Here is a 12,705-nt window from a genome sequence, read left to right as displayed (position 1 = left end):
AAGTTGCGCGATGGCCTCCATCGTCGTTCTTCTTGCCGTTTTCGTCATGACGCTGGGCAATGTGACGATCCACGCGACCGTGGGGTTGTTCGGCCGCAGCATCGGGCTTAGCGAGTTTCAGGTCGGCGTCATCATCGCCTCGTCGGCTTTTCTGTTCGCGCTCACCTCGTCACGCTGGGGCCGGTTCGCCGATGAACGAGGGCGGCGTCCGGTAATCCTGTCGGGATTAGTCGGCGCTGCCGCGTCTCTGCTGCTGTTCGGTGCCCTGTTCACCTTGAAGAAAGGTGACGTCGACGTCTTCGTCGCCTTTCTGGCCCTGTTCGGCGCGCGAACGGTCTATGGCTTTCTTTGCGGCGGCGTGCAGCCCGCAGCCACGGCCTACATGGCGGATATCACCAGCCATCGCGATCGGGCAGCCGGTGTGGCCATGGTCGGCGCCGCCTTCGGTCTGGGGACGGTGGTCGGTCCCGTGCTGGTGGCGCTCCTGGTCGAGTACGGCTTTGCCGTGGCGCCTCTGGTGGCCTGTATCTTGACGGTGCTGACCGCCATCGTTGTCGTCGCTCTCCTGTGTGACCTGCCGCCCACGCCTGCGATGAACACGTCTCCGCCGATGGCGAGCGCCGGCAGGATCACGCCCTATCTGGCGCTCGCCTTCGTCTTTCATTTCGCCTTTGCCGGCCTGCAGGCAACGAACGCCTTCTATGTTCAGGACACCCTCAAGGTCGACACGATCGAGGCGGTGCAACAGGCGAGCCTGGTCAGCCTGACCTTCGCCACCTCGTCGTTCGTCTTCCAGGCCTTCGTCGTGCGTCTCCTCAAATGGTCGCCCGGTAAACTGATGTCGACCGGCCTCGTCGTTTGCGGTGTGACCAGCGTTGCCTGTCTGATGGCGCCCGATTTCGGCTGGCTGATGCTCTCCTTCGGGCTGATGGGCATTGGCTTTGCGGCCACCCAATCCGGGTTGACTGCGGGGGCCTCGTTGGTGAGTAGCGGCAACCGGCAGGGAAGAGTTGCCGGCCAACTCCAGGCCGCCGTGTCTGCTGCATGGATTATCGGACCCCTGGTGGGGGCAGGGCTCTACGAAGTCACAATGAACGGGCCACTGGGTTTCACGGCGGGAGCGATGGCACTCGGCCTTGTGGTCCTTATCGCCGTCACCGCCCCTCGAGCTGCTTGAGCAGCCAGACTTGCGGTGTGTTCGATTCGAGGAAGTCGCGTCCGGCCTTGCGCTTCTGCGGATCGGAGACATTGCCGTCGACGATGGCGACGATGAGATCGCATTTGTAGGTGAAGGCAACGCCCTCGGCATAACGCAGAGAGCCGTTGCGTCTTTTGTGGCAGTAGGTCCGCGCGCGGCCGAACAGGTCGGTGATGCGAATGCGACTGCCGGGTCCCACGGGCTCGAACCGTGGATCGAGCCGCTGGATGTCGACAGCACGATCGACCGCTTCGTCGGTCAGGATTTCGGTCTGGCAATCGGCACAGAGGTTGGGCTTCAACTGCACATAGACGTCGTGATCATCGCCGGTCCAGGCGCGGCCGGCCGGCCAGGGCTCGGGCGGGAAAGGCCAGGGAAAGGGTCGCCACCCTAGCGAGTCCGTATGTCCGAGAGCCGCCCTGTCCTCCGCCCAGCGCGCGGCATAGGCGAGCGCGCCGACCTGAGCCGCGACGATGGCTGCATAGACCAGGGTGCGCCGGCGGCTCGTCATGGCCCGCTCGCCGGTGCGCCCGGTTGTGTCGGAGCATGGCCTGCCATGCTCTGACTATAGCGCGTCACCTCTTGGAGGTGTCAGATCTGATGCGCCATCGGCGGTGCCGGGATCGGCCGTACGCGCTCGTAGGCGGCGGCCGCCCGAAGGACCAGAGCGTCGCGGGCATGGCCGCCCACGATCTGCAGGCCGATCGGCATGCCCTCGCGGTCGAGGCCGCAGGGGATGGTGGCGGCCGGCTGGCGGGTCAGGTTGAAGGTGAGGGTGAAGGGCGTCCAGCCGATGTCGACACCGTCGCCGCCCCAGGCTCCATTCTCGTTCACCGCGAAGGCTGTCATCGGCATGGTCGGCGTCAGCAGCAGATCGTACTTGGCCATGAACTGGTTCATGATCGCAGCTACGGTTTGGCGCTGGTGGATGGCGGTGACGACCGCCTCCTGTCCGAGGTTGGCGCCGACTTCGGCCGCCTTCAGCAGGCCCGGATCCATCAACGCCCGTTTCTCTTCGCTGAAGCTCTTGGCAAGAATGGCGACATTCGACTGCCAGTGCGCGTTCAGGATGCGCCGCGGGTCGAGGCCCATCAGGTCGGGTGAGTCTTCGACGATCTTGGCACCCAGGGTTTTAAACACTTTCACGGCATTCTCGACAGCCTGGGAAACATCGCGGTCGATCTTCTCGCGCTCAACGAAGCCGAGATTGGGCGAATAGGCGATCCGGAGGCCCTTCACGCCCTTGTCGAAACCCTTGAGGTAATCCTCGGCATCGTCGGGCCGACCATAGGGATCGCGCGGATCGGGCCGTGCCATGACGTTCATCATCATGGCGGCGTCGCGCACGGTGCGTGTCATCGGCCCGATATGGGAGAGCGTGCCCTGTGCTGACGGCGGATAGAGCGGCACGCGCGCCTGCGTTGGCTTCAGCCCGAAGATGCCGGAAAAGGAGCAGGGGATGCGGACGGAACCGGCGCCATCGGTGCCGACCGCGAGATTGCCCATGCCGACCGCCTCGGCGGCCGTGCCGCCGCCGGAGGAACCGCCCGGCGTGCGGCCGATCTTCCAGGGATTGTGCGTGGCGCCATAGAGGCCGGAATCGGTCACGCCCTTCCAGCCATATTCCGGCGAGGTGGTCTTGCCGAGCAGGACAGTGCCCGCCTCGCGCAACCGCTGCGCCACAGGGGCATCGACGGTCCAGGGACCATCGGCGTCGGTGGCGAGGCTGCCCATGCGCGTCGGCATGCCCTTGGTCAGCACCATGTCCTTGATGGTGATCGGCACGCCGTCGATGTCGGAGAGCCTCTTGCCGCCCTTCTTCCAGCGTTTCTCGGAGGCGCGTGCCTGGCGCAGCGCCGAGTCGGGATCGAGATGCTGGAAGGCATTGAGCTGCGGATTGAACGCGTCGACGCGCGCCAGTGCCGACTTGGTCGCCTCGACCGGCGAGGCCTTGCGGGCCTTATAGAGTTTCACCAGCTCGTGGGCCGGCATCATCGCAAGGTCGGCAGTCATTTACTTGGTCTCCGGAAGGACAGTGAATTTGAGCGGATGCGCCGCGGCATAAGCCGCGGCCGCGCGCAACACGAGCGCATCCTTGTAGTGGCCAGAAGCAATCTGCAGGCCGATCGGCAATCCCTGACGCGACAGGCCGCAAGGCACGGAAGCCGCGGGATGGCGCGTCAGGTTGAACTGCGGCGTATAGGGCGACCACATCACGTTGGCCTTGCCGTCCGGCCCGTCGGGTAGATTTTTGCCGGCTTCGAAGGGCTGTACCGCGACAGTCGGCGACAGCAGTAGATCGTACTTGGCGAAGAAGAGGTTCCAGGCGATGGCGAGGTCCCGGCGTGTCACCTGGGCATTCACGACATCCTGCAGCGTATAGCGCAGGCCAGCCTTGGCGCCGGCGAGCAGGCTGGGGTCGAATTCGTGATGCCGCTCCTCGGGGAAGAGCTGCAGCAGGCGCTGCAGGGCGGACAGCCAGTGGACCACGAAGGCGCGACTGGCGTCAGCGTAGGGGAAGGGCGCTTCGACCTCCTCAACCGTGCAGCCGAGCTTTTCGAACTGACGGGCGGCGCGGGTCACCATGGCGGCGACCTCGATATCGACGGGATGATCGCCGAAGCGCAGAATGAAGCCGATCTTGAGCTTCTTCAGCTTCTTGCCGAGCTTGTCGGCATAGTCGGTGTCGTTTTCGGGCAACGCATGGGGATCGCGCGCGTCGGGCCTGCTGATGACGTTCATCATCAGCGCGCAGTCGAGCGCCGTGCGACACATCGGACCGGTGTTGGAAAGATCGCCGGTCATCGACGGCGGCCAGGCCGGCACGCGACCGAAGGTGGCCTTGAGCCCGACCAGACCGGTGAAGCTCGCGGGAATACGGACCGAACCGCCCCCATCGGTGCCAATGGCGATCGGCCCCAGCCCAGCCGCTACAGCTGCACCCGCGCCGCCCGAGGACCCGCCCGGCGTGCGCTCTGGGTTCCACGGATTGCGTGTGATGCCGTGCAGCGGCGTATCGGTGACGCCCTTGTGGCCGTATTCCGAGCTGGTGCTTTGCGCGAACACGATGGCACCGGCTTCGCGCAGGCGTGCGACGACGGGTGCATCGGCATCGGCCGGCGCCTTGTCGGTGAGCTTGCTGCCCATCGAAGCCGGCCAGCCCTTCACTCGCACCAGTTCCTTGATCGAGACCGGTACGCCGTCGAGCGGCGACAGTGCCTTGCCTTTCTGCCAGCGTTTCTCGGACTCGCGTGCGGCGGCCAGCGATCGGTCAGCATCGATCCGGCAGAGGGCATTGATCGTCGGGGCGAGACGATCGGCGCGCGCCAGGACGGCTTTCATCGTCTCGACCGGCGAAGCTTTGCCCTTGTGGTAGAGCTTCCCGAGCCTGGCCGCGCTTGTCTGTGTGAGATCCGTCGTCATGCCGTTTCCCCCGTCATTCCTCTTTGAGCTGCGGCCCGGTAGCGGCGGGCTAGCTGCTCGGCCTGATATTCGGCGGCCAGCGCCTGCTCGGTGCGGCCGACTTTCTTGTAGAGATCGGCCAGAGCACGCTTGGTCGCCGGGACCGAAGGCCTTTCGCGCTCATCGGCCTGCAGGATGGCCAGCGCCGCATCGTTCCAGCCGGAGCGGGTCAACGCATCGAGATGGATAGCGCCGAACAGGGTGCGTTGGGCGATCGAGCCGCCCAGGGTGCGTAGATGCGGCATCGCTTGGCCAAGCAGGCGGGCAGCATTCGCATGCTCTCCCTTGGCATGTGCGGCAAGACCGTGCGCCAGCGGCACCGTACAATCGGCCCAGGTCTCGCGTTCGAAGGGCTTGGCGCGTTCGGCCCGGTCCTCGAGGCTCGCCAGCATCTCGGTGACGGCGCTCTGTTCGCCAGCGCGAGCGAGGCCATAGAGGTAGTGGACGTCGTGAAAGGCCGAGTAGTGCTCGTGCAGGCGCGGCTTCAGGTAGAGGGCGAGATCGGCCCAGCGGCTGCCGACATCGACACCGCGCAGTTCGAGGCGCGCCAGCAGCGAGATGGCATTGATCTGGTCCTCGCAGAATTCCTTCCAGACACCCCAGACGCGCTGATCGTAAAGTGCCAGCGCTTCGTCGGTGCGATCCAGATCGATCAGGAACAACGCGAGATGCCACCAATTGTGGGTGGACATGAAGGAGTTGCAGCTCTCCCAGGTGTCGGACATCGAGTGCAGGAAGGCCACGCCCTCCAGCATCTTGCCGCGGGCTTCCAGGCAATGGGCGATGGCGTGATGCGCCCAGGGGTCATGACGATCCAGGGCGACGGCCTTGCGGGCGAGGGCCTCCGCTTCGTCGAGGCGATTGCACTCTTCCAATCCAAAGGCGTGCATCGCCAGGACGAAACGGTTGTCGTTGGCGGCTGCGATCTGCTCCCCGACGCGCAGCAGGCCTTCGGAGTCACCGCGGTTGAAGGCGTGGATCTGCGCGAGCTTGGCGGCCAGGAGATCGCGTGGCCATTCGGTCACGATTTTTTCGAAAGCATCGGCGCTGCGATCGAGATCGCCACCGATCCAGCTCTCGATGGCGGTAAGCCATGCCTGTTCGCGTGCATTGGCGCCAGCGGCCGACGCCTTGGCGCGGGCGAGATAGCGCTTGGCGGCGGCGTGGCTTTCATCCGAATACATGGTCAGCATCAGGCCGGCTGCGACCAGGGGCAGCATCAGGCACTTTTCTTCCTTGTCGGCGGCAGCGATGAAAGGCGCGAAGCGGTTGCCGAAGGCCAGCCACTCCTGCCTGACGAAATCGAGCGCCGCGACTGCGCCCTCGTCGGCATTGCTCAACTCCAACTCTTGACCGTCGCGCACCACGTCTCGCTCCCCATTGCTGTTGCGTGAGCTTCGCATGCCATGCGACGTTGGGCAAAACGACAAGAACGAGACTGGGAGGAAAAGAAAATATGAAACGTCGCCATCTCTTGGCCGCGACGGTTGCGTCTGCGGGCTTGATCACCGCGTCACGGGCTTCGCGCGCGCAGGCCTTCCCCGACAAGCCAATTCGCTTCGTCGTCCCTTATGCGCCGGGGGGCGCAACGGACACTTCGGCACGTATTGCGGCGGAGTATCTTTCCAACAAGCTCGGCCAGCAGGTGATGGTCGACAACAAGCCAGGCGGCGGCACGATCATCGGGACCGAGATCGTCGCCAAGGCCAAGCCTGACGGCTACACGCTCCTGCTTTCGCCGGGCACTATCGCCACCAACAGTTCGTTCGGCCTGAAGCTGCCCTACGATCCGACCAAGGATCTCATGCCGGTGATCGGCTTCGTCGATATGCCGTTGCTTCTCGCCTGCAACAAGGAAGCGCCCTTCAAGACGGTTGCCGAGCTGATCGACTATGCGAAGAAGCAGCCGCAGCCGGTGAGCTATGCCTCGCCGGGCAATGCCAGCATCCCGCATCTGTGGGGAGAACAGCTTCGATCGCAGGCCGGTATCAGGCTCGAGCATGTCGGCTACAAAGGCAGCGCCGATGCGCTCAAGGATGTGCTGGGCGGGCACATCATGCTCTTCTCGGACACGCTGCTGCCGACCGGAATCGCTGTGAAGGATGGCCGCCTGCGTGGTCTGGTGGTGGCGGCGGCAAAGCGTACGCCGATGCTGCCCGACGTCCCGACGGTGACCGAGGCCGGACTGCCTGCGAGCATGCAGGCGGCGGTATTCTTCGGCGTCATGGCGCCCGGCGGCACGCCCGAACCTGTGGTGGCGCGTCTCAACTCGGCCTTCGGCGAAGCCATCGCCGATCCTACGGTCAACAAGAGGCTGGTCGATCTCGGCTTCGTCACCGTGGGCGGTAGCGCCGCCGACTACGGCAAGCGCATCGCCGTGGAAACCGAGAAATGGCGTCAGGTGATCAAGGAGGCCAAGATTGCGCCTCCGGGTTAAGGGGATCGTGCGCCTGATCGCTACGACTTAGGCGACCCACCCAGGAAGCAGAAGATCACACCGCTCTTGCCGGCACAGATGTGGCTGTTGCCGTCGGGTGAGAGCTGCTGCAGGACGACCCGCGGCGGTACCGGTACCCACCGGCCGTTGAGCAGCGCGTACCACACGCCATCGTCCTTCTGGTAGGCGCGTGTCGGGCGGCAGTCGCCTTCGACGCCGTTGATCGTGCCGTTGCAGCACGACGCATTCGAGCCTGGTTGCTTCAGCTTCTCGTACCAGTCGTGATTATCTGCGTGACCTTGTCCGTGGTGCCCGGAATGACTTTGCGCCCAGACCGGCGCGCCAACGCCGGCCAGTGTCATGGCCGCAACAGTGGCCAGAGACAGAACAGATGCCAAGTGGGACATGGCTCCGCTCCCCAGTTTTCGGGTCAGCGGGGCAACGGAGACGCACCGTAAAGGTTGCGGACTCCGTCGCTCAGCCGATTCCGCTCATGGGAGTGTACATCATCCGTAGGCCTTGGACGATAGGAACGAAGTCCGGATCGTCGGCCGAGAGCAGGCCATGGCGGACGAAGAAGTCGATCAGGACGAGATTGCAGTTGTATTTGAACTCTTCCGTGTCGCGCACGGTTTCGAAGACTCTCTGCACGGGCCACAGCTCGAAGGAATGGACCTCGCCGTCGTTCGCACGCGGTGTGAACTCCTCCGGCAGTTCGAGATCGAAGCAGGTCATGACATCGGGCTTGAGCTGCTGACCCGACTGGTTCCAGTAGGCGACGACGCTGACGGCCTTGGCTTGTTTTGCTAGTTGGGGAGGAATCGACGCTTCCTCGCCGCACTCCTTCACCAGATTCTCGTGCAGGCCGAGCCCTGCGGGTTGACCGCCGGCCACGGTATTGTCGAGCTGGCCGGGGAAGGTCGGCTTCTCGTAGGAGCGCCGTGGCACCCAGATGTGCAGCCCGTCCGCGCGCCGGACAAAGCCTGTCATGTGTGGGCCACCGGCGCGCACGCCGAACCACGGTACGGCCGAGCGCTCCATCGCCATTAGCATCGGCGTGCCATCGTGTGGTGCGACGGCATATTCCTCTTCCCGCCACAGGCCTTTGAAATAGCCGCGCCCGCGCAGCGTCAGCAGGAATGCGCGCATCGCTGCCGTTCGCTTGGCCGGTGTATCGAGGCCAGGATCGAGATGCCAGCCGTTCTCGCGGCGCGTGAACAGACCTGATTTGCCCACCACGTCGGCAGCAAAGTCGCGATGGAGGAAGCCTGCACGCTCCTGGCCAATGAACCAGGATTCGAATTGCGACAGGTCGGCGTTGTTGCAACGCCGGATATGGTCGAGGAAGGACATCGAACGCGGAGATAGCATAGAGTGCGGCCGATGACCGAAGACGAATTGCAAGCACTCCTGGAGAAGACCCTGCCGGCCGCCGATCTTCACGGCCTGTTCGTCGAGGAATGCCAGGATCAGGACGTGCGCCTGCGCTTCTCACCGGCACCCGACAGCGACTGGACGACGGCGGCGCTCCTGTCTCTGGTCGACACATCGCTGCGGGCTACAGCGGGCGTGACGGCGAAGCTCACGCACCTCACCGTTACGGTCCTGCGTCCGGCGCAACAGGCCGATGTGATTGCCCTGGCGCGGGTCATTCGCCGAGACGGCCCTACCGTGCACGCCGAAGCGTGGCTGTTCAGCCACGCCGTCGTTGAGCCGATGCTGCATGCGGCCGCGAGCCTGTCGCGGTCGCCGATTAGATGACGGGATCGATCAGGCCGGCGGAATACGAATTTTCTGGCCTGGGAAGATCAGGTTGGCGTCCTTGATCACTTCGCGGTTGGCCTCGAAGATCTTCGGATACTTGTTGGCATCCTTGTAGAAGTGCTGCGCGATGGCCGACAGCGTATCGCCCGACTTGATGATGTAATACTGCGTATCGTCCTCGGCGGCGATGTTCATCCCCGTAGTACTGACATTACTGACGCCCATCGTATTGCCGGCGATGAGGATTGCCTTTTGCAGAGCCGCAGCATCAGAGGCGGTGCCGCCGAGCTTCACGGTGCCCGAACTAGGGTCATAGTCGACGGTCAATCCCTCGACCCCTTTGAGCGAGGCTTCGATCTCCGCCTTGAGCTTGTCATTGGCGTCGGAGTCTTTGGTGAAGAGCTTGCGACCGATGTCGCGAACGAAGTCGAACAGGCCCATCTGCTTCTCCTTCTCGCTTCTTGCAGAGCAATCTGCGAGACGACGGTAGCTCGGCGCGAAGAGGAGAGATAGTGAAGATTATCGCGTCTAGGCTGCGTTCTTCCAGGCGTGGTCCACCACGGAGACGACGTCGCGCATGATCTGCGTGAGATCGAAGTCCTTGGGCGTGTAGACACGTGCGACGCCGGCGGCAATCAGCGCTTCGGCGTCGGCCGGTGGGATGATCCCGCCGACCACCACAGGCACATCAGCGATGCCCGCGGCACGCATGCCCTGCAGCACGTCACTTACCAGCGAGACATGACCGCCCGAGAGGATCGAGAGGCCTACGACGTGCACGCTCTCCTCGATCGCTGCATTGATGATGCGCTCGGGTGTCAGCCGGATGCCCTCGTAGACAACCTCCATGCCGCAATCGCGGGCACGTACGGCGATCTGTTCCGCGCCGTTGGAGTGCCCATCGAGACCGGGCTTGCCGACCAGTATCTTGATGCGCCGGCCGAGACGCTTCGACACGCTGTCGACCTCGCGGCGCGCGGCCTCCAGCCGGCCATCGCTGACGCCGGCGGCACGCGCGACGCCGGTGGGCGCACGATACTCGCCGAATACGGCGCGCAGCGTTTCCGTCCATTCGCCGGTCGTGATGCCCGCTTGCGCACAGGCGATCGAAGCCGGCATGACATTGCGGTCTTCCTTGGCCGCGGCGGTCAATTCAGCCAGCGCCTTCTTCGCCGCGGCACTGTCGCGCGAGGCGCGCCAGGCATTCAACCGCTCCACCTGATCGCGTTCGACCGAGCTGTCGACCGTCATGATCGAGCCTTCGCCAGCAGAAAGCGGCGAGGGCTCACCTTCGGTGAAGGCATTGACGCCGACCACGGTCTGCTCGCCTATTTCGATGGCGGCGAGGCGCTTGAGGTTGGACTCGACCAGGCGCTGCTTCATATAGGCGGCGTCGATCGCGGCCACAGCGCCGCCGATGTCGGCGATGCGACCCATCTCGGCGAGCGCTTCCTGCTTCAACGCTTCGACCTTGGCTGCGATCTCCTTGCTGCCGTCGAAAATGTCAGCGTATTCCAGAAGATCGGTTTCGAAAGCCACGATCTGCTGCAGACGCAGCGACCATTGCTGGTCCCACGGCCGCGGCAGGCCGAGCGCCTCGTTCCAGGCTGGGAGCTGCACCGAGCGGGCGCGTGCGTTCTTGCTCATTACGACGGCCAGCATCTCGAGCAGGATGCGGTAGACGTTGTTTTCTGGCTGCTGTTCGGTGAGGCCGAGCGAATTCACCTGAACGCCATAGCGAAACAGACGCTGTTTGGCGTCGGTGACGCCGTAGCGGTTGAGGGTGATATCCTCCCACATCTCGGCGAAGGCCCGCATCTTGCACATCTCGGTGATGAAGCGGATGCCCGCGTTCACGAAGAAGGAGATGCGGCCCACGACCTGCGGGAAATCAGCCTCGGGGACCTGGCCACGGGCCTTCACCGCGTCGAGCACGGCAATGGCGTTGGCCAGGGCAAAGGCCAGCTCCTGCACCGGCGTCGCGCCCGCTTCCTGCAGATGGTAGCTGCAGACGTTCATCGGGTTCCACTTGGGAACTTCACGATAGGTGAAGCCGATCGTGTCGGCTGTCAGGCGGAGCGACGGCTCCGGCGGGAAGATGTAAGTCCCACGCGAGAGATATTCCTTGATGATGTCGTTCTGCGTCGTGCCCTGCAGCTTGTCGCGTGCCACACCCTGGGCCTCGGCCGTCGCGATGTAGAGCGAAAGCAGCCACGCCGCCGGGGCGTTGATGGTCATCGACGTGTTCATGCGGTCGAGCGGAATGCCGTCGAATAAGGTGCGCATGTCGCCGAGATGGGAGATCGGCACGCCGACCTTGCCGACTTCGCCCTTGGCCAGCGGGTGGTCGCTGTCGTAGCCGGTCTGCGTCGGCAGATCGAAGGCCACCGACAGGCCGGTCTGCCCGCGGGCCAGATTGGTCCGGTAAAGCTCGTTGGACTTGGCTGCCGTCGAATGGCCGGCATAGGTGCGGATCAGCCAGGGCCGATCCTTGTTGGCCTGGTTCTTTTGGGCTTTGTCGCGGGCGGATGCTGTCATGGTGGCGGTTCGCGGCGAGGTTGACGTAAACTTGCCTACACCAATACATGCTGCGTCGCAGCATGGAAAATTTTGCAGTGCAATCAGTGAGATAGGGGCCCGTTGAGTAACTCTTCCTCTCCTTGGACGCAGGTTGCCCCTCAGGCTGTCAGCCAAACGACTGTGCCCGGAACCCCCTGGGCACCCGACCCGACGCCCAGCCGGCCGGTCTATGACGGGCGGCTCGGCGAGCTGTACGCGATCTATCTGAGGCATCTCTTGCTGATGCTGGTGACGCTCGGCTGGTCACGTTTCTGGGGGCGTACCAACATCCGCCGCTACGTCTGGAGCCACCTCGCGGTCCTGGGGGATCGCTTCGAATATCGTGGTCGTGGCCGCGAGCTTCTGATCGGGTTCCTGTTCGCCTTGCTGCTGGTCGCGGTCTGGATCGGCCTGATGTGGTTGGTCTGGCGTTACGTCTTTCACGAGAAGCCGATGGCAAGCTTCGGCATGTTCGACCTTTTCTCGCTGTCGGTCGCGCTGATCGGCTTTCCGCTGGCTTATGTCGGACACTATGCAGGGCTACGCTACAGGCTCTCGCGCACGCGCTGGCGCGGCATTCGTTGCGGTATGGCAGGGTCGGCGTGGAGCTACGGCGCACTGGCGACGGGCCTGCATTTCGTCAACGCTACGACGGCCTATCTGCTGACTCCGCTCGTCTCGGTGAATCTCGCGCGGCCGCGCATCGCCAACGCGCGCGTCGGCACCCTGCCGTTCGTCTTCGCGGGCCGCGCTGGTGATATCTACGGCCGCTATATCGGCTATTACTTCCTGAACATCATTGCCTGGATCGCCGCCGGCGTCGCCGTCTTTGCCGCTGTCGGCGGCACGATCGAAGGTCTTGGCATTTCATCCGACGATTTTCTGAGGCTTCTGTCCAACCCCAGCCTGAACACCGTGCTGCTGGTCCTGGTTCTGGCCTTCGCCGCCTACATCGTCTTTGGCCTGCTGATCCTGCCGCTGCGTTGCTGGTGGCAGGCCTATCTGTTGCGCTACCTCGTGACCCACAGCCGTGCCGGAAACCTGCTCTTCACGACGGCGATCACGACGCGGCAGATGTGGGGCTTCCTGGTGCTGAACTATCTCATCATCCTGCTGACCCTCGGCATCGGCTGGCCCTTGGTGATGCATCGCACGATGAAGCTGATCTCGGCCCAGCTCTGGATCTACGGCGTGCCCAATGGCCAGGAGATCCGCCAGCCGGCAGATCGCGGACCAGGTTACGGCGAGGGCTTGCTCGACATGTTCGACGTGAGCGGGGTTTGAG

The 12,705-nt window shown here is 64.0% G+C and carries 12 protein-coding genes; 4 read left to right on the top strand and 8 right to left on the bottom strand.

Annotated features, from left to right (window positions below; translation table 11 throughout):
- Positions 1–10: 10 nt before the first annotated feature.
- Positions 11–1,177: an MFS transporter gene (locus EPO50_RS01115; RefSeq protein ID WP_296340798.1), complete on the top strand. Its 1,167-nt coding sequence runs from the start codon at positions 11–13 to the stop codon at positions 1,175–1,177.
- On the opposite strand, the gene EPO50_RS01110 is transcribed toward EPO50_RS01115, so the two are convergent.
- The 4 genes from EPO50_RS01110 to EPO50_RS01095 form a co-directional block, all read right to left on the bottom strand.
- The gene (locus tag EPO50_RS01110) at positions 1,155–1,709 is read right to left on the bottom strand and encodes a hypothetical protein (protein WP_296340797.1); all 555 of its coding nucleotides are present in this window, start codon (positions 1,707–1,709) and stop codon (positions 1,155–1,157) included. The two genes, EPO50_RS01115 and EPO50_RS01110, sit on opposite strands and share 23 nt — an antisense overlap.
- An 80-nt stretch (positions 1,710–1,789) precedes the next feature.
- On the bottom strand, positions 1,790–3,211 hold the full coding sequence (locus EPO50_RS01105; protein WP_296340796.1) for an amidase: 1,422 nt from the start codon (positions 3,209–3,211) through the stop codon (positions 1,790–1,792).
- A complete protein-coding gene (locus EPO50_RS01100; RefSeq protein WP_296340795.1) occupies positions 3,212–4,621 on the bottom strand; it encodes an amidase in 1,410 nt (469 codons plus the stop codon). It lies immediately after the preceding gene.
- The gene (locus tag EPO50_RS01095; protein WP_296340794.1) at positions 4,618–6,024 is read right to left on the bottom strand and encodes a tetratricopeptide repeat protein; all 1,407 of its coding nucleotides are present in this window, start codon (positions 6,022–6,024) and stop codon (positions 4,618–4,620) included. The genes EPO50_RS01100 and EPO50_RS01095 overlap by 4 nt, the downstream gene beginning before the upstream one ends.
- Positions 6,025–6,116: 92 nt before the next feature.
- Here EPO50_RS01095 and EPO50_RS01090 point away from each other — a divergent pair, with 92 nt between their 5' ends.
- A complete protein-coding gene (locus tag EPO50_RS01090) occupies positions 6,117–7,097 on the top strand; it encodes a tripartite tricarboxylate transporter substrate binding protein (protein ID WP_296340793.1) in 981 nt (326 codons plus the stop codon).
- 20 nt (positions 7,098–7,117) lie between these two features.
- On the opposite strand, the gene EPO50_RS01085 is transcribed toward EPO50_RS01090, so the two are convergent.
- Together EPO50_RS01085 and EPO50_RS01080 are read right to left on the bottom strand one after the other, a co-directional pair.
- On the bottom strand, positions 7,118–7,504 hold the full coding sequence (locus EPO50_RS01085; RefSeq protein ID WP_296340792.1) for a hypothetical protein: 387 nt from the start codon (positions 7,502–7,504) through the stop codon (positions 7,118–7,120).
- A gap of 70 nt (positions 7,505–7,574) precedes the next feature.
- Positions 7,575–8,450: a DUF4743 domain-containing protein gene (locus EPO50_RS01080; protein ID WP_296340791.1), complete on the bottom strand. Its 876-nt coding sequence runs from the start codon at positions 8,448–8,450 to the stop codon at positions 7,575–7,577.
- A gap of 30 nt (positions 8,451–8,480) precedes the next feature.
- Here EPO50_RS01080 and EPO50_RS01075 point away from each other — a divergent pair, with 30 nt between their 5' ends.
- Complete coding sequence (locus EPO50_RS01075; protein ID WP_296340790.1) at positions 8,481–8,858, top strand: hypothetical protein; 378 nt, start codon at positions 8,481–8,483, stop codon at positions 8,856–8,858.
- A gap of 9 nt (positions 8,859–8,867) precedes the next feature.
- Here EPO50_RS01075 and lysM read toward each other — a convergent pair whose 3' ends face one another.
- Together lysM and EPO50_RS01065 are read right to left on the bottom strand one after the other, a co-directional pair.
- Positions 8,868–9,302: a peptidoglycan-binding protein LysM gene (lysM, locus tag EPO50_RS01070; protein WP_296340789.1), complete on the bottom strand. Its 435-nt coding sequence runs from the start codon at positions 9,300–9,302 to the stop codon at positions 8,868–8,870.
- A gap of 87 nt (positions 9,303–9,389) precedes the next feature.
- Positions 9,390–11,399, bottom strand: a complete 2,010-nt coding sequence (locus EPO50_RS01065) for a protein meaA (protein ID WP_296340788.1) — start codon at positions 11,397–11,399, stop codon at positions 9,390–9,392.
- A 162-nt stretch (positions 11,400–11,561) separates the two neighbouring features.
- On the opposite strand from EPO50_RS01065, the gene EPO50_RS01060 reads away from it, so the two are divergent.
- Positions 11,562–12,704: a DUF898 family protein gene (locus EPO50_RS01060; RefSeq protein ID WP_296340787.1), complete on the top strand. Its 1,143-nt coding sequence runs from the start codon at positions 11,562–11,564 to the stop codon at positions 12,702–12,704.
- Position 12,705: the final 1 nt, after the last annotated feature.

The sequence above is a fragment of the Reyranella sp. genome (genome assembly GCF_004297405.1).
Taxonomy (GTDB): Bacteria; Pseudomonadota; Alphaproteobacteria; order Reyranellales; family Reyranellaceae; genus Reyranella.
Note: the sequence above shows the minus strand (reverse complement) of the source record. Positions and strands in the feature narration are given on the sequence as shown.